Origin of the sequence: Pseudomonas sp. WS 5079 (assembly GCF_012985465.1) — a bacterium.
Taxonomy (GTDB): Bacteria; Pseudomonadota; Gammaproteobacteria; order Pseudomonadales; family Pseudomonadaceae; genus Aquipseudomonas.
Genome location: NZ_JAAQWN010000012.1, coordinates 1 through 18,734, shown reverse-complemented (window position 1 = coordinate 18,734; position 18,734 = coordinate 1). Strand labels below are relative to the sequence as shown.

Here is an 18,734-nt window from a genome sequence, read left to right as displayed (position 1 = left end):
GTTTTTCTGGAGTTATCCAATGGAGTTGAAGACGATGAAGACCAGCACTGCCAAATCCTCGTTTAACCACCTGCGCGGGCTCAAATTGGCCGCGTTGGCAATCGGCACCAGCTTCGTCCTCGCGGGCTGCGCCGGCAACCCGCCGACCGAGCAGTACGCGGTGACCCAATCGGCCGTGAACAGCGCTGTAAGCGCTGGCGGTACCGAATACGCTGCCGTGGAAATGAAAGCTGCCCAGGACAAGCTCAAGCAAGCCGAGCTGGCCATGCACGACAAGAAGTACGACGAAGCCCGTCGTCTGGCCGAACAGGCTGAGTGGGACGCTCGCGTTGCAGAGCGCAAGGCCCAGGCTGCCAAGGCCGACCTGGCGCTGAAGGATTCCCAGAAGGCTGTTCAGGAGCTGCGTAACGAAGGCATGCGTCCTGCTGTGATCCAGCAGAAGTAAGCAGCGCCCTTGTTTGCATCGCACCCGAAATCGAATTGAAAGGACGACACCACTATGCGTAAACAATTGATGATCCCTGCCCTGCTGGCGATGAGCGTTGCATTGGCGGCTTGCTCCACCCCGCCTAACGCGAACCTGGAAAACGCACGGACCAACTTCTCGGCCCTGCAAGCCAACCCACAAGCGACCAAAATCGCCGCCCTGGAAACCAAGGACGCCAGCGAATGGCTGGACAAGGCCGACAAGGCGTACCGCGACAAGGAAGACGAGAAGAAGGTCGACCAACTGGCCTACCTGACCAACCAGCGCGTTGAAGTGGCCAAGGACACCATCGCCCTGCGCGAATCCGAAGCCAAGCTGAAAAACGCCGGCGACGAACGTGCCCGCGCCCTGCTCGAAGCCCGCGACGCGCAGATCAAGCAGCTGCAAAACAGCTTGAACGCCAAACAGACTGAACGCGGGACCCTGGTGACCTTCGGTGATGTGCTGTTCGCCACCAACAAGGCCGACCTGAAATCCAGCGGCCTGGTGAACATCAACAAACTGGCGCAATTCCTCCAGGAAAACCCAGATCGTAAAGTCATTATCGAAGGCTACACCGACAGCACCGGCAGCGATGCCTACAACCAGACCTTGTCCGAGCGCCGTGCTACTTCGGTGCAGGTTGCACTGATCAAGATGGGCGTTAACCCAAGCCGCATCGTGACTGCTGGCTACGGCAAGGCATACCCGGTTGCCGATAACGCAAGCGTTTCGGGCCGCGCCATGAACCGTCGCGTTGAAGTGACCATCTCCAACGACAACCAGCCGGTCAAGCCACGTTCTTCGGTTCAGTAACCGACTGACGTACACCGCTAAAAAAGCCCTGCCTGGATTCCAGGCAGGGCTTTTTTTGTAGAAGAACTGCGGCAGATGGCTTTGGATCAGCCGAAGTTGACTGAGTTGGTGTTCTCTTGGGGCATCTGCATGCCTTGCTGGCCGTCGCGATCCATCTGCTTGCGCAGAGGATCTTGCTCATCCTCGCCACCACCACTTGCGCCACTGCCCTGGGAGCCGCCTGCACCGCCTGCGCCGCCCAACAGTTGCGCCAGGAGTTTCTTCAGCGCTTCCGGGTCTGCACCACCCTGCTGCTGGCCCCCTTCGACGCCCTTGCCGACCATATTGCCGGAATCGCCCATGCCGGCGCCGCCGAAGTTACCGAACCCGCTACCACCACCTACTCCACCAATACTCATAGCGATACTCCACATAATTAAGGGGGTTGCTCGTCAGCGCTGCTGACAACCCAATCAGTGGCTTCACACAAAATATGGTTCCAAAAACTACCAGCGTGCTTACTCCTGCAATTGCGGGGTTTCCTGGCCCATGCAACGCACCGCCTGCTTCTTGTTATTCACCAGTACACCGGTCAACCCTTTCTGCTCGGTATCAAACAGCACCAGCACACCGTCGACGCACTGCGCCACCTGGGGAGCCGGGGTCAGGGAGACTTTATAGTCCTCGCCGGGCACCGTCTTGAGCATGGTGAAATCACTGAGCAGCAACGCGTCCTCGGGCTTGGCGAAGTGCAGGTAGCCGTAGTACCACAGACAGCCAACGGTGCCGATGATGGTGCCGATACCGGTGAGGATCAGGGGGATCATGTTGCGTTCTTCGCTCATTGCGGGCTCTCTGATGATTCAACTTTAGGAGTGGCGGCCGCCGGGTAATTGGGGATTTCCCCCAGGCGGCGCAGGCCATTGAAATGCTGCGGGTCGTCAAGATAACGCAGCATCACGGTTTGCCAGGTCATGTCGGCAAAAGTCTGCACATGCCCACCGCGGGTCAATTGCAGCACCCTTGGCGGCGGCGCAGCTTGATACAGACGGATGCCGTTGGAAAGCGGCACGATCGGATCATCCAGACTGTGGAACAGCAGTTTCGGCACGCCGGTCAGCTGCGGCATGCCGTGGATCGCGCTGTCGGCGTCCGGCACCAGCCACGACAACGGCACCTGAAACGGCCATGTTAGCCAGGAAGTGCTCAGGGCGAATTGCCCTACATCACGATAACTGGCGGGCACGCCATCCAACACCAGCGCCTTGAGCCGGGGCTGGCGCTCGGGATGTGCCGCCAGGTAATGCACTGCCAATGCCCCGCCCAGGCTCTGGCCGAGCACCACTAGCGGCTGGCCCTGGGTCTCGGGGGCCTGGTCAAGCCACTGGAAAGCCGCATCCAGGTCCTGGTAGATGGCCGGCAGCGAAGGTTTGCCTTCGGACACGCCATAGCCGCGATAGTCCAGCATCAGCACTTGATAACCCTGGGCCGGCAGCCACCAACTTCCCCCCAGGTGCCCGGACAGGTTGCCCCCGTTGCCGTGCAAATGCAGCACCGTGCCCTTGAGCGGCACACCGGCCTTGGCCGGCAGCCACCAGGCGCGCAGCTTGAGGCCATCGGCGGTGGTCAGGGTGACGTCACGGTATTCCAGGCGCGCCTGTTGCGGGGTAAATGGCAGCCCAGGCTCGGGGTAGAACAGCAGCGAGCTGCAGCCGTTGAGGGTCAGGAGCAGGCATAGAATGCCGAGCAGTCTCATCCGTTGAAACCTCGTAAATGGGTGGGGACACAACCCTGATAATCAATGAAGACTAACTGTGGGAGCTGGCTGTCAGTTACTCCACCGGTGGCTGACAGACCGCGATCGCAGGCAAGCCAGCTCCTACAGTTGATGGGATTTGGTCAGAGGATATTGGAGTAGTCCGCCTCGATCCGGTCCAGGCTCAGGTGATTGAGGAAGTTGGAGAAGCACATCCACGCCGACAACGCGTTCATATCGCGAAACTGCTCCGGCAAGTACTTGGGCGGCACCACCAGGCCTTCGTCCACCAATTGGCGCAAGGTGCGCATGTCTTCCAGGGTGGTCTTGCCGCAGAACAACAGCGGCACCTGCTCCAGCTTGCCCTTGCGCACGGCCAGCTGGATGTAGTTGTAGACCATGATAAAGCCCTTGAGGTAGGACAGATCCTTGGTAAACGGCAGGCCCGTCGGCGTCGAGCCGCGAAACACGCGGCTGGCGTTGCCGTAGCTCTCGGCCATTTCAAAGCCCTGCTCGCGGAAGAACTCGAACACCTGCAGGAAATCGGCGCCCTCTTCCACCATATGGATCGCGCGGGTGCGGTTGGTCAGTTTGCGCAGGCGGCTGGGGTAGGAGGCGAAGGTGATGATCTCCATCAGGATCGCCAGGCCCTCCTGGGTCACGGTCGACGACGGTGGGCCCTTGGACAGGAAGGTGCAGATCGGCTGGTTCTGGCCGTTGAGGGTGGTGCCCACATGGACCAGCCCTTCGTGGACTTCCAGGGCCCGCACATCGCGCTCGTTGAACATCGCATCGGTGCGGATCTTGATGTAGTCGGCACCCGCCGCCGCGTCGGCGACGATGCCATCGGACTCAAATACGCGGATGGTTTCCTCGGCCTCGCCAAACACCTTGTTCAGGCGGCTTTGCAGCAGGCTGACGGCGTCCTTGGCAGTCAGGGTCTTGGCTTCGTCCTTGAGATCGCCACGGCCGTCGATATTGTTCAGGTAATCGGAGAGCATCAGGCCCAGGTCGGCCAGGGTCGGGTCGCCGGCATGGAATGCATCGGAGGCCGCGCCGTAGAGTTCCTGGGAAATCAGGCCGAAATCCTCGGTGCCACGGGCTTCGAGCATGCGCACCACCATGCGGTATTCCTTGCACATACGCCGCATGATCTGCCCGACCGGGTTGAACTGGCCCAATTGGCGAGTGATATCACGCTCAATGTTCTGGAACTCCAGCTTCACCTTGCTGGAATCGAACGACAATGGCCGGTTCAGGTAATAGTCGCGGTCCACGGCCGGCATGTGCTTGCCCTTGCCCTGGAGGAAGCCCTTGCGAATGTTGTCGTCCCACTTCACGGCGTCGAGGACGCGAATCGGTGTTTGCGCCAGCACAATGCGATCGGACAAGGTGCGTATCGTCTGCTGGTAATCGTCCACCCGGTGCTTCCTCTTTAAACGTTATTTGCCCACATGTTTATAGCGTACGGCTTCGACAAACACATCGGCGTTGGCCGGATCATCCAGGTAAGCCAAGACCTGGCTCATGGGGCTGTCGATCAATGTCCCGTCCCCTTCGACGGTCTCGACACTGCTGCCACTCAGGGTTTTGTGCGTGATGGCCTGGTTGATCGCCTCGGGATCGAGGTTGTAGACCACCAGTTCGCGGGCCTCATTCAATTCAAACCCGGCGAGGATAAAGTGCCCGCCCAGCTTGTTTGGCAGCGGCGCCGACAGGTACCAGCGGTTGCCGTGGCGGGACACACTGAACAAATACTCGTCGCGCTTGATCGGCTGGGTCTGCGAGGTGCTCACTGCCTTGTAGCGATGCTGGCCCACCCGGCTGATCTGCAGGTCGAGCGGTTCGCCCCAGGCGTTCCTGCTGGCCCACTTGCCCAGCAGCGCGTCAGGTGCGGCCTCGCTGGCCGGCAGGGGCTCCTTGAAGGTCACCAGGCAGCCGCTCAGGAGCAGCGACACCATCGCGGTCACTAACACACGCCAGGTTTTCATCCATCACTCCACAGCTGTTTTGGGCAGCCTGGCCTCCACATGACTAGACCGAGGCCAGTACCAGGTGCATGTAACGCTTGAGAATCTCGAGCATTTCTTCGCCAGTCAGGGCCTCGGGCTCGAACAGCAGGCCCTGATATTCCATCCGACTGATAATCGCCGTCAACACTTTGGCATCCTGTTGCGGCTCGCGGGAGCCCAGCACCTGGAAAAACTGGCAAGTGCCCTGCAACAAAATCTGCTGGTGAGAACGTACCAGTTCGCCCAGGCGCGGGTTCAACAAGGCTTCCTGGCGAAAGGCCTGTTCGGCCATCAGGTACTCACGCCGGTTGAGCAGTTGGCGCAGGACGTAATCGGCAGTCAGCCGCGCAATATCATCGGCCAGTTGCGAGCGCGACTCGGCACTGCCATCACCGTAGGCCACCATCTCGCGCAGCAAACCTTCGTTACGCACCCACAACTTGCCCATGAACGCCGCACTGCGCTCCACATACTGGGCAAAGGTGTCGGTGAGCAGGTCGTCGATATCCTTGAAATAGTAGGTGGTGGCCGACAGCGGCACACCGGCCTCCGCCGCCACCGCCCGATGGCGCACCGCCCGCACGCCATCGCGCACGACAATGCGCATGGCCGCGTCGAGAATATCCTGGCGACGCTGTTCGCTGCCCTGGCGACTGGCCTTGCGGCCCTGGTACTGAACACTTTCAGCCACGGCGGCAGCGATGCCAGCGGCGCCTTCTTGAGCCATTACGCGCTTCACGAAAGATCGTCCTCTCACTCAACAAAAGTCTGGCGCCGTACGCTTGACGTTAGTACAGGCCACACAAAAAAGCCGCCTTATAAAAGGCGGCTTCGGGATTCGCTAAGGTTACGCTTGCGGCCGCATGTGCGGGAACAAGATGACATCGCGGATCGACGGTGAGTTGGTCAACAACATCACTAGGCGGTCGATACCGATACCTTCACCGGCCGTTGGCGGCATGCCGTACTCCAGCGCCCGCACAAAGTCGGCGTCGTAGTGCATGGCTTCGTCGTCACCGGCGTCCTTGTCGGCCACCTGGGCCATGAAACGCTCGGCCTGGTCTTCCGCGTCGTTAAGCTCGGAGTAGGCGTTGGCGATTTCGCGACCACCGATAAACAGCTCGAAACGGTCGGTGACGTTCGGGTTGTCGTCGTTGCGACGGGCCAGCGGCGACACTTCGAACGGGTACTGGGTAATGAAGTGCGGCTGTTCCAGCTTGTGCTCCACCAGTTCTTCGAAAATCATCACCTGCAGCTTGCCCAGGCCTTCGAAGCCCAGGACCTTGGCCCCGGCTTTCTTGGCAATGGCGCGAGCCTTGTCGATGTCGTTCAGGTCGTCAGCGGTCAGCTCGGGGTTGTACTTGAGGATCGAATCGAACACCGACAGGCGCACGAACGGCTCGCCGAAGTGGAACACCTTGTCGCCGTACGGCACGTCGGTAGTCCCGAGAACCAGTTGCGCCAGCTCGCGGAACAGTTCTTCGGTCAGGTCCATGTTGTCTTCGTAGTCGGCGTAGGCCTGGTAGAACTCCAACATGGTGAATTCTGGGTTGTGACGGGTCGAGACACCTTCGTTACGGAAGTTGCGGTTGATCTCGAACACCTTTTCAAAACCACCGACCACCAGGCGCTTGAGGTACAGCTCTGGCGCGATACGCAGGAACATTTCCATGTCCAGGGCATTGTGGTGGGTTTCGAACGGCTTGGCTGCCGCGCCGCCCGGAATGGTCTGCAGCATCGGCGTCTCGACTTCGAGGAAGTCACGGGCCATCAGGAAGCTGCGGATGTGGGCGATCACTTGCGAGCGCACGCGGAACGTCTGGCGCACTTCTTCGTTGACGATCAGGTCGACGTAGCGCTGGCGATAGCGCTGCTCGGTGTCGGTCAGGCCGTGGTGCTTGTCTGGCAGCGGGCGCAGCGACTTGGTCAGCAGGCGCACGTTGGTCATTTCGACGTACAGGTCGCCCTTGCCGGAACGGGCCAGGGTGCCTTCGGCGGCAATGATGTCGCCCATGTCCCAGGTTTTCACCGAGGCCAGGGTTTCTTCCGAGAGGGTCTTGCGGTTGACGTAGACCTGGATGCGCCCGGTCATGTCCTGGATCACCATGAACGAGCCACGGTTGAGCATGATGCGACCTGCCACCTTGACCGGGATCGCAGCTTCTGCCAGCTCTTCCTTGGTCTTGTCCGCGTATTGCTTCTGCAAGGCATCGCAGTAGTTTTCGCGGCGGAAGTCGTTGGGGAAGGCGTTACCCTTGGCACGCTCGGCAGCAAGCTTTTCCTTGCGCAGGGCGATCAAGGAGTTTTCTTCCTGTTGCAGGGCCTGATCGAGTTGTTGGTCGCTCATGTCTTTAAATATTCCATCTGGTTCGTTGTCCCCAGCCTGCGGCTGGGGATCGCGGGCAAGCCCGCTCCCACAGGGATCGAGGAGTGTCAGCCAATCCCGCGTTGCATGTATTACAGGCCTGATTTCAGGCTGGCTTCCAGATATTCGTCGATATCGCCGTCGAGTACCTTGTCGCAGTCGCTGCGTTCGATGTTAGTGCGCAGATCCTTGATCCGCGACGCATCAAGCACATACGAACGGATCTGGTGGCCCCAGCCGATATCCGACTTGGTGTCTTCCAGTGCCTGGGAAGCGGCGTTGCGCTTCTGCATTTCCTGCTCGTACAACTTGGCCCGCAGCATTTTCATGGCGGTGTCCTTGTTCGCGTGCTGGGAACGTTCGTTCTGGCAACTGACCACGGTGTTGGTCGGTACGTGGGTGATACGTACGGCCGAGTCGGTGGTGTTTACGTGCTGGCCACCGGCACCGGAGGAGCGGTAGGTGTCGATGCGCAGGTCGGCCGGGTTGATCTCGATTTCCACCTTGTCGTCGATCTCGGGGGAGACGAAAACCGCAGAGAACGAAGTGTGGCGACGGTTGCCGGAGTCGAACGGGCTCTTGCGCACCAGGCGGTGTACGCCGATCTCGGTACGCAACCAGCCAAAGGCGTATTCACCCTTGATATGCACGGTCGCGCCCTTGATACCGGCAACTTCACCGGCGGACAGTTCCATGATGGTTGCTTCGAAACCGCGTTTGTCAGCCCAGCGCAGGTACATGCGCAGCAGGATGTTGGCCCAGTCCTGGGCTTCGGTGCCGCCGGAACCGGCCTGGATATCCAGGTAGGCGTTGTTCGGGTCCATCTCGTGGCTGAACATGCGGCGGAATTCGAGTTTGGCGAGGTTGTCCTCGAGACGGGCCAGCTCGGCGACGACATCGCCCACTGCGCCTTCGTCGTTTTCTTCGACGGCCATGTCCAGCAGGTCGCGGCAGTCGCCCAGACCGGTGTTCAATTCGTCGAGGGTGTCGACGATCTGCGCCAGCGCAGCGCGCTCGCGGCCCAGTTCCTGGGCGTATTCAGGTTTGTTCCAGACAGCCGGATCTTCAAGCTCGCGATTGACTTCGGTCAGACGCTCATGCTTTTGATCGTAGTCAAAGATACCCCCGAATAGTTTCGGAGCGCTCGGACAGGTCCTTGATGGTGTTCAGGATCGGGTTGATTTCCATGGCGGGCAGCACTCGTTGGCGAACTTTTGAAAGCCGGCGAGTATAACGGCAAAAGGCTGGAAACGGCAGTCCGCTTGGCCGAAAAGGCTGGGTTTGTGTGATATCTACAGCCCGATAAAGATCAAATGTAGGAGCTGGCTTGCCTGCGATACAGACGACTAGGTGTATCAAGTAGACCGAGGAGACGCCATCGCAGGCAAGCCAGCTCCTACATTGGGTTGGCGGTGTTCGCAGGCTATTCGATCCCCACCTGGTTGCGCCCATTGTGCTTGGCCAGGTACAACCCCTTGTCCGCTGCCGAGATCAATTGCCGGCAATCGGTCCCCAGCAGTGGCGTCATGGTCGCAAGACCAATGCTGATGGTCAGGCTCGCCCCTTCAGAGGGTGCGATGTGCGGGATTTTCAGCGCGGCAACGGCCTGCCGCAGTTTCTCGGCCACCAGCCGCGCACCACCCGGCGAGGTATTGGGCAGCACCAGGGCAAACTCTTCGCCCCCGTAGCGCGCCGGCAGGTCCGAAGGACGGCTGCTGGCGTCGCGAATGCTCGCCGCCACCTTGCGCAATGCTTCGTCCCCTTCCAGGTGGCCAAAGCTGTCGTTGTAGGTCTTGAAGAAGTCCACGTCGATCATCAGCAACGACAACTGGGTCTGGTCACGCATGGCGCGTCGCCATTCCAGCTCCAGGTATTCGTCGAAGTGCCGGCGGTTGGACAACCCGGTCAAGCCGTCGGAATTCATCAGGCGTTGCAGCACCAGGTTGGTGTCCAGCAGTTGTTGCTGGCTGACCCGCAGCGCACGGTAGGCCGCGTCCCGCTGCAGCAGGGTCATGTAGGAGCGCGAGTGGTAGCGGATCCGCGCCACCAGCTCGATGTTGTCCGGCAGTTTCACCAGGTAGTCATTGGCCCCGGCGGCAAACGCGGCGCTCTTGATCAGCGGGTCTTCCTTGGTCGAAAGCACAATGATCGGGATGTTCTGGGTCGCCGGATGGTTACGGTATTCACGCACCAGGGTCAGGCCGTCCAGCCCGGGCATGACCAGGTCCTGGAGAATCACCGTCGGCTTGATGCGGATCGCCTGGGAGATGGCCTGGTGGGGGTCGGCACAGAAGTGGAAGTCGATATTGTCCTCATGGGCCAGACCGCGCCGCACGGCTTCGCCGATCATCGCCTGGTCGTCCACCAGCAACACCATGGCGGCGTTTTCGTCGGTCTTGAAGTCGTCGAGCTGTAAATCATTCATTTGCGGTCACCTGAATTACTACGTGCAGGCCAGGACAGCGAGTTATATCGGTCATTTTGCGAATACCTCCAGCAATCGTGGCGCAATTCTGTCCAATGGGCGAATCTCAACAGCGGCATCAATCGCCGCTGCCGCTTTGGGCATGCCGTAAACCGCACAGCTCTGCTGATCCTGAGCGATGGTCAGATAGCCCTGCTGACGCATCAATTTGAGTCCCTGGGCTCCGTCGCGTCCCATGCCGGTCAGCAAGACGCCGACGGCATCGCCGTTCCAATGGCTGGCGACGCTCTCGAAAAACACGTCGATGGACGGCCGATAAATCTCGTTCACGGGCTCCGCCGTGTAGGCCAGCGTGCCGTTTTTCAGCAGCCGGATATGATGATTGGTGCCGGCCAGCAACACCACGCCGCTTTGCGGCGGCTCCCCTTCACGCGCCAGGCGCACCGGCAGGCCCGAGGCGCTGCTCAGCCACTCGGCCATGCCGGCGGCGAACACCTGGTCCACATGCTGCACCAGCACAATGGCTGCGGCAAAGTCCCGAGGCAAGCCCTTGAGCAGGGTTTCCAGCGCCGCCGGGCCACCGGCCGAAGAGCCGATCGCCACCAGGCTCTGGCGCTTGCCCGTCCCTCGCGGATGCACAGGTTCAGCGCGCACCCGGCTGCCGCGCTGGCCGATCAGCCAGCCGATATTGAGGATCTTGCGCAACAGGGGCGCGGCCGCCTCCTTGGCATCGCCAACCCCCAGGGCCGGGGTGTCCACCACGTCCAGGGCGCCATGGCCCATGGCTTCGAACACGCGGCTGACATTCTGCTGGCGATCCACGGTGACGATAACGATAGCGCATGGCGTCTCGGCCATGATCTGCCGGGTCGCCTCGACGCCATCCATCACCGGCATGATCAAGTCCATCAGGATCAGGTCCGGCGTCAGCTCGGCGCAGCGCTGCACCGCTTCCAGGCCATTGGTGGCCACCCACACCACTTCGTGGGCCGGCTCGAAGCTCAAGGCCCGGCGCAAGGCCTCGACCGCCAGGGGCATGTCATTGACGATGGCGATCTTCATGCCCGGGCGCCTCCAATCAGTTCTACCACTGCATCGAGCAGGGCATCGTCATGGAAACTGGCCTTGGCCAGGTAATAGTCGGCGCCGGCATCCAGGCCGCGACGCCGGTCTTCTTCGCGATCCTTGTAGGACACCACCATCACCGGCAGCGACTGCAGGCGAGTGTCTCGGCGCAAAAGTGTGACCAATTCAATACCGTCCATGCGAGGCATATCAATGTCAGTGATCAGCAGGTCGAAGTCTTCGGAACGCAGAGCATTCCAGCCATCCATGCCATCGACGGCGACCGCCACGTCATATCCACGATTAAGTAATAGCTTGCGCTGCAGTTCGCGCACGGTCAGTGAGTCGTCCACCACCAGAATGCGCTTGCGTGCAGCCTCCACGGTTTGCTGCGCGCGGCGGGCAATGCGCTCCAGGCGACCGGTATTGAGCAGCTTGTCCACCGAACGCAGCATGTCCTCGACATCGACGATCAGCACCACCGAGCCGTCGTCCAGCAGCGCGCCGGCAGAAATATCCTGCACCTTGCCCAGGCGATCATCCAGCGGCAACACCACCAGGGTGCGTTCGCCGATAAAGCGCTCCACGGCAATCCCGTACACCGCATCGCGCTCGCGGATCACCACGACCTTGAGGGTGTCCTGGTTGGCCTGCCCGGGCGGGCGCTGCAATAGCTGGCTGGCCGCGACCAGGCCGACATGCCGGCCTTCGTGCCAGAAATGCTGGCGGCCTTCCAACTGTACGATTTCGTCAGGTTCCAGGTCGCACATGCGTTCGATGTGGGCCAGGGGAAAGGCATAGGCTTCTTCGCCAACTTCCACCACCAGGCTGCGCACCACCGACAAGGTCAGCGGCACTTCCAGATGGAAGCGGCTGCCCTGCCCCGCCGTCTGTTCCAGCACCACCGCACCACGCAGTTGGCGGACCATGTGCTGCACCGCATCCAGGCCGACGCCGCGCCCGGAGACTTCGGTCACCTTGTCGCGCAGGCTGAAGCCCGGCAGGAACAGGAAGGTCAGCAATTCCTCTTCGCTCAGGCGCAAGGCGGTTTCCAGCGGCGACAGATTGCGCTCGACAATACTGCCGCGCAGGCGCTCCAGATCGACGCCGTTGCCGTCATCGCTCAACTCCAGCACCAGCAGGCCAGCCTGGTGCGAAGCGCGCAGGCGGATCAGGCCCTCGGCCGGCTTGCCCGCCAGCAGGCGCTGCTCGGGCATTTCGATGCCGTGATCGACGGCATTGCGCAACAAATGGGTCAGCGGCGCCTCGAGTTTTTCCAGCACATCGCGGTCGACCTGGGTCTTCTCGCCTTCGATTTCCAGGCGTACCTGCTTGCCCAGGCTGCGGCCCAGGTCACGCACCATGCGCGCCTGCCCCGCCAGCACATCGGCAAACGGGCGCATGCGGCACGCCAGCGCCGTGTCATATAGCACCTGGGCACGTTGCCCGGCCTGCCAGCCGAACTCATCGAGCTCGGCGGTCTTTTCCGCCAGCAGCAACTGCGCTTCGCTCAACAGGCGGCGGGCATCGGCCAGGGCTTCCTGGGCTTCGAGGTTCAGGTCGACCGTCTTGAGCTGGCCGTCGAGGTTGTCCAGGGCCCGGGCGCCGTTGCTCTGGATGCGCTTGAGGCGTTGCAGGCTGGACAGGTACGGCTTGAGCCGCTGGGTTTCCACCAGGGATTTGCTGGACAGGTCCAACAGGCTGTTCAAGCGCTCGGCCGTGACCCGCAACACGCGATCGCCGCCTTCGGTCATGCGTTTGTTCTGGCGCGGCGTATCACTGCTGACGGGCGGCGCGGCCTCCGGTTCCGGGGGCAATAGCAGCGACTCTTCAAGGGGCGGCAACGGCTGCGCAGGCGGCGCAGTCACAGGCGGCGGTGCAACCACTTTGGCCGTGGGTTGCGACGGATCCAGCAAGCGCTCCATCAGCGCCACATACGCCTGGATATCGGCCGGGCCCACGCTGTTGCCCGGTGTGGCGATGCGCATCAGCAGGTCGGTGCCCTGCAACAACGCGTCGATATGTTCGGGTTGCAGGTACAACCGGCTTTCCTGGGCGCTGACCAGGCAGTCTTCCATCACGTGGGCCACGCTGACGCCAGCGTCGACCCCGACAATCCGCGCCGCGCCCTTGAGCGAATGCGCCGCGCGCATGCAGGCTTCGAGCTGGTCGGCCTGGGTCGGGTTGCGCTCCAGGGCCAGCAAGCCGGCACTCAGGACCTGGGTCTGGGCATCGGCTTCCAGGCTGAACAGTTCCAGCAGCGAGGCGTCGCGCATCTGGTCGGGGGTCATGACAGGCTCCGGGTCACGGCAGACAGCAATTGCGCCTCGTCCAGCCAGCGCAGGCTGCGGCCCTTGAACTGCAACACACCCTGGGTGTAGCGCGCACTGGCCTGGGTGCCGGACGCAGACGCCGCTTTGAGGGTGCGCTCATCGATGGCATGAATGCCATCCACTTCATCCACCGGCACCACCACCGGGCCGTCCTGCGCGGCGATGATCAACATGCGCGGCATGATCCGCCCGCCGCTGGGGCCGCCGCCCGTGCTGTCGAGCCCGAGCAGTTCCACCAGGGACAGGCAGGCCACCAGCGCGCCGCGCACATTGGCGACCCCGAGCAGCGCCCGCGAGCGCTGGTGGGGCAAGGAATGGATCGGCTGCAGCGGCGCCACTTCCACCAGGCAACGGGTGGCGATGCCCATCCACTCCTCGCCCAGGCGGAACATCAGCAACGACCGGGTGGCCACCTCATCGTCCGCCTGCGCGGCGGCGGCATGCCGATGGTCTTCCTGCTGCAAGGCATAACGATCAAGCAGGCGGGTGGCGGCAGCGGAATACACTGCACAGTTGCGGCAGTGGATGTGCTCGGCCAGCAACGGGCAGGATTTATCGCCATGGATCCCGATGCGGTTCCAGCAATCGTCGATGGCCTGGGTATCGGCCACCGTCAGGTCCAGGTCGGTGTCCGGGAGTGCGGAGCTACTCATCGTTTAGGCTCACTGTCGGCGGCTCGCTCGCTACGGGCAGCACGGGCTTGCAAGCGCCGCGCCCCCGCCGTATCGCCCTGGGATTCCAGCAGCGCGGCCAGGTGCATCAAGGCCTGCGGATGCTGGGGCTCCAGGTACAAGGCTTTTCGATAATACCCCTGGGCTTCCAGGGCGCTACCCGCTACATCGCTGAGCAGGCCCAGCCAATAGAACACCTGGGCCGCCGGTGGATGGTTTTGCAGGTAGCGCTCGCAGGCCGCACGGGCCTCAAGGCTTTTGCCTTCATTGGCCAGGGTTGCGATCTGCCCGAGCAGCTGCGCCGCATCCGAGTGCACGGGTGCCGGCTTGGTCGGCAGCACCGGCGTGGCGAATGCACTGAATGGCCGGGGTTTACTCGCAATCGGCGCTGCGCTGCGCTGGGGCACCGGAGGCGGTGTCGGGGCGAAGACCGGTTCGGGTGTGGTTTGGGCATGACGACTGAAGGCAAACGACTGCGGCACTCCAATCGAACGCATGCCCAGGCGCCCCAGCAGGCTGCCTTCGGCCGGGCCGATAAACAGCACACCGTCGATATGGGTCAGGCCCTTGAGCACTTCAAACACTTGCTTCTGGGTCGGCTGGTCGAAATAGATCAACAGGTTGCGGCAAAACACAAAGTCATAGGTCGGCTCGTTGGCCAGCAACTGCGGGTCCAGCAGGTTGCCCACTTGCAGGCGCACCTGTTCACGCACCCGATCAGCGACGCGGTAGCCGTCATCTTCGGCGCTGAAATGCCGCTCACGAAACTCGATGTCCTGGCCACGAAAGGAATTCTTGCCATACACCCCACGCCGCGCCCGTTCCACCGACAGCGGGCTGACGTCCATACCCTGCACCTTGAACTGGTGGGGCGAAAGGCCCGCATCGAGCAGGGCCATGGCGATGGAATAGGGCTCCTCGCCAGTGGAGCACGGCAGGCTGAGGATACGCAGGGCGCGCATGTGCTTGATCTCGCCCAGTCGCGTGACGGCCAGCCGCGCCAGGGTGGCGAAGGATTCGGGGTAACGGAAAAACCAGGTCTCGGGGACGATGACCGCTTCGATCAACGCCTGTTGTTCTTCGCTGCTGGTTTGCAGGCGCTGCCAGTATTGATCGGCGCTCAGCCCCTGCAATGCCTGGCTGCGCTGGCGCACGGCGCGCTCGATAATCGCTTCGCCCACCGAGGCGACATCCAGGCCGATACGCTCCTTGAGGAAGTCGAAAAAGCGTTGGTCACTGCTCATCCCGCCTCCCCAACAGTCAGGTCGGGGGCAAACAGCAAGGCGCGGACCTCGGCGGTGAGCAGGTCGGCGACGCCAATCCACTGTGTCAGGCCCCGTTCGTCTTCGCGCACCGGGCCCAGATACGGCGCCTGGCGATTGTCCAGGCCGTAGGGTTGGAAATCCGCCGGATCGCAGCGCAGGGTGTCAGTCGCCTGTTCGAGGATCAGCCCCAGCCAGCGCGGCTCCAGCCACGCCTCTGGGCGATAGTTGACCAGTACCAGCCGCGTGCTGGTACGGGCTTGGGCCGGTGTACCAAAGGTCAGGGCACTGAGGTCGATCACCGGCACCATGTTGGCGCGATGGGCGAAAATCCCGGCGACCCACACCGGCGCATGGGCGATGGGCTTGAGCGGCAGGCGCGGCAACACCTCAGCCACTTCCGTGGCCTTGAGGGCGTAGCGCTCGCTGCCGATATGAAATACCAGGAACAAGGCTTTTCTGGCTGCCGTCACCGCGCCGCGTTTAGCCGCTGGATCACTCATCAGACTTTAAAACGCGACACGCCGCTGCGCAGACCCACCGCAACCTGGCTCAATTCATCAATGGCAAAGCTGGCCTGGCGCAGGGACTCCACGGTCTGGCTGCTGGCATCGCCCAACTGCACCAAGGCATGGTTGATCTGCTCGGCACCGGTGGCCTGGGCCTGCATGCCCTCGTTGACCATCAGCACGCGCGGCGCCAGGGCCTGCACCTGATGGATGATCTGCGACAGTTGCTCGCCCACTTGCTGCACTTCGAACATGCCGCGCCGGACCTCTTCGGAGAACTTGTCCATGCCCATCACACCGGCCGATACCGCCGATTGGATCTCGCGCACCATCTGCTCGATATCGTAGGTGGCCACGGCAGTCTGGTCGGCCAGGCGCCGCACTTCAGTGGCGACCACGGCAAAGCCGCGCCCGTATTCACCGGCCTTCTCGGCCTCGATGGCGGCGTTGAGGGACAGCAGGTTGGTCTGGTCGGCCACCTTGACGATGGTCACCACCACTTGGTTGATGTTGCCGGCCTTTTCGTTGAGGATCGCCAGCTTGGCGTTGACCAGGTCCGCGGCGCCCATCACCGAGTGCATGGTTTCTTCCATGCGGGCCAGGCCCTGCTGGCCGGAACCGGCGGCCACCGAGGCCTGGTCGGCGGCGGTGGACACTTCGGTCATGGTGCGCACCAGGTCCTTGGACGTGGCGGCAATTTCCCGCGAGGTCGCACCGATTTCGGTGGTGGTGGCCGCCGTTTCGGTGGCAGTGGCCTGTTGCTGCTTGGAGGTGGCGGCAATCTCGGTCACCGAGGTGGTGACCTGCACCGACGAACGCTGGGCCTGGGAGACCAGGGCGGTCAGCTCGGTCATCATGTCGTTGAAGCCGGTCTCGACGGCGCCGAACTCGTCCTTGCGCTCCAGGTTCAGGCGCTTGCTCAAATCACCGGTGCGCATGGTTTCGAGGATGTCGACGATGCGTTTCATCGGCGCCATGATCGCGCGCATCAGCAGCAGCCCGCACAGGCCGGCGGCAAGGATCGCGAGGAGCAGCGACACGCCCATACTGATTTTCGCGGCAGCTACGGCGTCATCGATGGCCGCAGTGGCTTTATCGGCCACCTGCTTGTTCTCGTTGATGATGTCATTGAGCTTCATGCGCCCTGCGGTCCAGGCCGGGGTCAGTTGCTCGTCGAACATTTTGACTGCCTCGGCTTCCTTGTTGGCCTGGTGCAGTTCCAGGACCTGGGCCAGCACCTGGTTGTACTTCTGGTGCAGGGCTTCGAAGGTGTCGAACTCGGTACGATCCTGGTCGATATTGATCGTATTGGCGTAACTGGCCATATGCTGCTCCAGCCGCGCCTCGAATGCCTTGTAATCCTGCTTATCGGCGTCGGAAATGCCCTGGTGCTCACGCAGCCCGATCAGTTCCTGGGTCTGCAGGTAGCTGTCGACCCAGGCGCTGCGGATCATCGAGCTGAAAAACACCCCCGGTACGGCGTCGTCGCGTACCGAGTTTTCGCTCGTTTCGATCTTCAGCAACCGTGAGTACGAGACCACAACCATCAGCAGCATGATGGCGATAATGACCGCAAAGCTCGCCAATATGCGTTGGCGCAAGGTCCAGTTCTTCACAGTATTTCCTCGAGGGCCGATCAAATGCCGGGGAGTATAGCTGAGGCCGTGCCATCATTTATCAATGGGTTGTGGGCCAAGTCTCAAGGAATACAAAAACACCCCGCAACCTGGATGGCGGCGGGGTGTTTTTCTGTACCGGGCGGGTCAGAGCGTGGCTTGGCGCACCTGTTTTTCCAGCTCGGTCTTCAGGCCCGGCTCCAGCTTGAGCTGGCGGGCCAGTTCGTCGAGGTAGGACTTCTCCATGAAGTTTTCCTCGTCCACCAGCATGACGCTGGCGATGTACATTTCGGCGGCCATTTCCGGGGTGCTGGCGGCGCGCGCTACATCGCTGGGGTCCAGGGGTTTGTTGAGCTCGGCATGCAGCCAGTGTTGCAGCTCCTGGTCGTTGTCCAGCTTGACGAACTCGCCTTCGATCAAGGCGCGCTCGCGCTCATCGACATGGCCATCGGCCTTGGCGGCGGCTACCAACGCCTTGAGAATGGCCTGGCTATGCAGTTCGACCTGGGCCGGTGGCAGGCGGTCGAGGGTCTGCGGCTCGCCTTTGGGCGCACCGGCCTGTTGTGCCTGCCAGTTGCCGTAGGCCTTGTAGGCGATCACGCCGAGCGCTGCGAGGCCGCCATAAGTGAGGGCTTTACCGCCAAAGTTGCGGGCTTTTTTGTTGCCCAGCAGCAGGCCCATGGCCCCGGCCGCCAACGCCCCACCACCTGCGCCGCCCAGCAGGCTGCCGAGCCCGCCACCGCCGAGCAGGCCGCCCAGGGCGCCTTTGTCATCACCTTTACGTTGACCGCCAGCCTTGTTTTGCAACATGTCCTGGCCGGACTTGAGCAACTGATCAAGCAATCCACGGGTATTCATTCATAGCCTCCAGAGACTTGGGTTCATAGGTTTAATAGGCCGTCAGCGTAAAACTAAGTGCCAATATTCCTGGATATAGAGTGCTTCCAGATGTAACTCAACTGCGATGGTTTTGGGTCGGTGTGTATATCCATTGCTGCGGTCTGGGCCGCTATTGGTTCCGCTCTTACAGCGGGTCACTTTTGGAAAAGAGCCCCAAAAGTAACCAAAAGGGCTCCTGCCCCACCACTCGGCACCTCGCCCAGGCTCGGTGTGCCCGTCATCCGACATTGATTTGGGGGGCCGCCTCAGATCTAAAGCAAAGCGAGGCGGCCTGACAGCCGACCTGGTTATCGAAGCGTGCGCGTACCCCTGTAGGAGCGGGCTTGCCCGCGATGACGGCAGGTCTGCCAACAGATTCATCGACTGATACACCGCCATCGCGGGCAAGCCCGCTCCTACAGGGGAATGCAGCTTCGCGCTCTATCTCTGCTGTTGCTGTTGCTCTGTTTTTGATCTGGCTTTTGATCTCAGGCGCCCCGTTAAACCACGATGGCCGCAGGCAGGTATTGCGCAGTGGGCACCCCGGCATGGATGCCGGGGTAGCCGCGACACGGCCATG

Annotated in this window: 18 protein-coding genes; 2 read left to right on the top strand and 16 right to left on the bottom strand. The window is 61.9% G+C overall.

All coding sequences use genetic code 11. The annotated features are described in order from the left end of the window. Positions 1-19 precede the first annotated feature (19 nt). Both HBO05_RS25310 and HBO05_RS25305 read left to right on the top strand, forming a co-directional pair. Positions 20-445 carry a DUF4398 domain-containing protein gene (locus tag HBO05_RS25310; RefSeq protein WP_029300159.1) on the top strand — a complete coding sequence of 142 codons (426 nt, stop codon included), beginning with the start codon at positions 20-22 and terminating at the stop codon, positions 443-445. Positions 446-499: 54 nt separating this feature from the next. Further along, positions 500-1,282, top strand: coding sequence for an OmpA family protein (locus HBO05_RS25305; protein ID WP_169955707.1), 783 nt, complete (start codon positions 500-502; stop codon positions 1,280-1,282). 86 nt (positions 1,283-1,368) lie between these two features. Here HBO05_RS25305 and HBO05_RS25300 read toward each other — a convergent pair whose 3' ends face one another. The 16 genes from HBO05_RS25300 to HBO05_RS25225 form a co-directional block, all read right to left on the bottom strand. Next, on the bottom strand, positions 1,369-1,680 hold the full coding sequence (locus tag HBO05_RS25300; RefSeq protein ID WP_170058319.1) for a hypothetical protein: 312 nt from the start codon (positions 1,678-1,680) through the stop codon (positions 1,369-1,371). A gap of 99 nt (positions 1,681-1,779) precedes the next feature. Beyond that, positions 1,780-2,106 carry a hypothetical protein gene (locus HBO05_RS25295; protein ID WP_032858203.1) on the bottom strand — a complete coding sequence of 109 codons (327 nt, stop codon included), beginning with the start codon at positions 2,104-2,106 and terminating at the stop codon, positions 1,780-1,782. After that, positions 2,103-3,017 carry an alpha/beta hydrolase gene (locus HBO05_RS25290; RefSeq protein ID WP_172314534.1) on the bottom strand — a complete coding sequence of 305 codons (915 nt, stop codon included), beginning with the start codon at positions 3,015-3,017 and terminating at the stop codon, positions 2,103-2,105. Before HBO05_RS25290 ends, HBO05_RS25295 begins: the two co-directional genes overlap by 4 nt. A gap of 143 nt (positions 3,018-3,160) precedes the next feature. Continuing rightward, positions 3,161-4,438, bottom strand: a complete 1,278-nt coding sequence (locus HBO05_RS25285; protein ID WP_169955704.1) for a flavohemoglobin expression-modulating QEGLA motif protein — start codon at positions 4,436-4,438, stop codon at positions 3,161-3,163. Between the two features lie 21 nt (positions 4,439-4,459). After that, positions 4,460-5,008, bottom strand: coding sequence for a hypothetical protein (locus HBO05_RS25280; protein ID WP_170042943.1), 549 nt, complete (start codon positions 5,006-5,008; stop codon positions 4,460-4,462). A 43-nt stretch (positions 5,009-5,051) separates the two neighbouring features. Then, on the bottom strand, positions 5,052-5,768 hold the full coding sequence (locus tag HBO05_RS25275) for a TetR family transcriptional regulator (RefSeq protein WP_029300174.1): 717 nt from the start codon (positions 5,766-5,768) through the stop codon (positions 5,052-5,054). Positions 5,769-5,876: 108 nt separating this feature from the next. Continuing rightward, a complete protein-coding gene (gene lysS, locus HBO05_RS25270) occupies positions 5,877-7,376 on the bottom strand; it encodes a lysine--tRNA ligase (RefSeq protein ID WP_170042944.1) in 1,500 nt (499 codons plus the stop codon). Between the two features lie 110 nt (positions 7,377-7,486). Continuing rightward, positions 7,487-8,582 (bottom strand): peptide chain release factor 2 gene (gene prfB / locus HBO05_RS25265; RefSeq protein WP_104911704.1). Its coding sequence is split into 2 segments (ribosomal slippage): positions 7,487-8,509 and positions 8,511-8,582, totalling 1,095 coding nucleotides; the frame shifts between segments, so codons are not numbered across the junction. A 235-nt stretch (positions 8,583-8,817) separates the two neighbouring features. Further along, positions 8,818-9,819 carry a diguanylate cyclase gene (locus tag HBO05_RS25260; protein ID WP_169865341.1) on the bottom strand — a complete coding sequence of 334 codons (1,002 nt, stop codon included), beginning with the start codon at positions 9,817-9,819 and terminating at the stop codon, positions 8,818-8,820. A 51-nt stretch (positions 9,820-9,870) separates the two neighbouring features. Further along, positions 9,871-10,881 carry a chemotaxis response regulator protein-glutamate methylesterase gene (locus tag HBO05_RS25255; RefSeq protein ID WP_169955701.1) on the bottom strand — a complete coding sequence of 337 codons (1,011 nt, stop codon included), beginning with the start codon at positions 10,879-10,881 and terminating at the stop codon, positions 9,871-9,873. Further along, entirely contained in the window at positions 10,878-13,175 is a 2,298-nt protein-coding gene (locus tag HBO05_RS25250) for a hybrid sensor histidine kinase/response regulator (RefSeq protein ID WP_172314533.1), read from the bottom strand. Before HBO05_RS25250 ends, HBO05_RS25255 begins: the two co-directional genes overlap by 4 nt. Next, complete coding sequence (locus HBO05_RS25245) at positions 13,172-13,870, bottom strand: chemotaxis protein CheW (protein ID WP_169955699.1); 699 nt, start codon at positions 13,868-13,870, stop codon at positions 13,172-13,174. Before HBO05_RS25245 ends, HBO05_RS25250 begins: the two co-directional genes overlap by 4 nt. Beyond that, the gene (locus HBO05_RS25240; protein ID WP_172314532.1) at positions 13,867-15,132 is read right to left on the bottom strand and encodes a CheR family methyltransferase; all 1,266 of its coding nucleotides are present in this window, start codon (positions 15,130-15,132) and stop codon (positions 13,867-13,869) included. Before HBO05_RS25240 ends, HBO05_RS25245 begins: the two co-directional genes overlap by 4 nt. After that, on the bottom strand, positions 15,129-15,653 hold the full coding sequence (locus HBO05_RS25235) for a chemotaxis protein CheW (protein ID WP_170042948.1): 525 nt from the start codon (positions 15,651-15,653) through the stop codon (positions 15,129-15,131). Before HBO05_RS25235 ends, HBO05_RS25240 begins: the two co-directional genes overlap by 4 nt. Further along, on the bottom strand, positions 15,653-17,275 hold the full coding sequence (locus HBO05_RS25230; protein ID WP_172314531.1) for a methyl-accepting chemotaxis protein: 1,623 nt from the start codon (positions 17,273-17,275) through the stop codon (positions 15,653-15,655). Before HBO05_RS25230 ends, HBO05_RS25235 begins: the two co-directional genes overlap by 1 nt. A gap of 147 nt (positions 17,276-17,422) precedes the next feature. Beyond that, positions 17,423-18,133: a tellurite resistance TerB family protein gene (locus HBO05_RS25225; RefSeq protein ID WP_169955695.1), complete on the bottom strand. Its 711-nt coding sequence runs from the start codon at positions 18,131-18,133 to the stop codon at positions 17,423-17,425. Positions 18,134-18,734: the final 601 nt, after the last annotated feature.

Excerpts from the sequence above, each read along its gene's own strand:
- HBO05_RS25310 (WP_029300159.1), top strand. The coding sequence starts at position 20 with ATGGAGTTGAAGACGATGAAGACCAGCACTGCCAAATCCTCGTTTAAC.
- HBO05_RS25305 (WP_169955707.1), top strand. The coding sequence starts at position 500 with ATGCGTAAACAATTGATGATCCCTGCCCTGCTGGCGATGAGCGTTGCA.
- HBO05_RS25300 (WP_170058319.1), bottom strand. The coding sequence starts at position 1,680 with ATGAGTATTGGTGGAGTAGGTGGTGGTAGCGGGTTCGGTAACTTCGGC.
- HBO05_RS25295 (WP_032858203.1), bottom strand. The coding sequence starts at position 2,106 with ATGAGCGAAGAACGCAACATGATCCCCCTGATCCTCACCGGTATCGGC.
- HBO05_RS25290 (WP_172314534.1), bottom strand. The coding sequence starts at position 3,017 with ATGAGACTGCTCGGCATTCTATGCCTGCTCCTGACCCTCAACGGCTGC.
- HBO05_RS25280 (WP_170042943.1), bottom strand. The coding sequence starts at position 5,008 with ATGAAAACCTGGCGTGTGTTAGTGACCGCGATGGTGTCGCTGCTCCTG.
- lysS (WP_170042944.1), bottom strand. The coding sequence starts at position 7,376 with ATGAGCGACCAACAACTCGATCAGGCCCTGCAACAGGAAGAAAACTCC.
- HBO05_RS25260 (WP_169865341.1), bottom strand. The coding sequence starts at position 9,819 with ATGAATGATTTACAGCTCGACGACTTCAAGACCGACGAAAACGCCGCC.
- HBO05_RS25255 (WP_169955701.1), bottom strand. The coding sequence starts at position 10,881 with ATGAAGATCGCCATCGTCAATGACATGCCCCTGGCGGTCGAGGCCTTG.
- HBO05_RS25250 (WP_172314533.1), bottom strand. The coding sequence starts at position 13,175 with ATGACCCCCGACCAGATGCGCGACGCCTCGCTGCTGGAACTGTTCAGC.
- HBO05_RS25245 (WP_169955699.1), bottom strand. The coding sequence starts at position 13,870 with ATGAGTAGCTCCGCACTCCCGGACACCGACCTGGACCTGACGGTGGCC.
- HBO05_RS25240 (WP_172314532.1), bottom strand. The coding sequence starts at position 15,132 with ATGAGCAGTGACCAACGCTTTTTCGACTTCCTCAAGGAGCGTATCGGC.
- HBO05_RS25235 (WP_170042948.1), bottom strand. The coding sequence starts at position 15,653 with ATGAGTGATCCAGCGGCTAAACGCGGCGCGGTGACGGCAGCCAGAAAA.
- HBO05_RS25225 (WP_169955695.1), bottom strand. The coding sequence starts at position 18,133 with ATGAATACCCGTGGATTGCTTGATCAGTTGCTCAAGTCCGGCCAGGAC.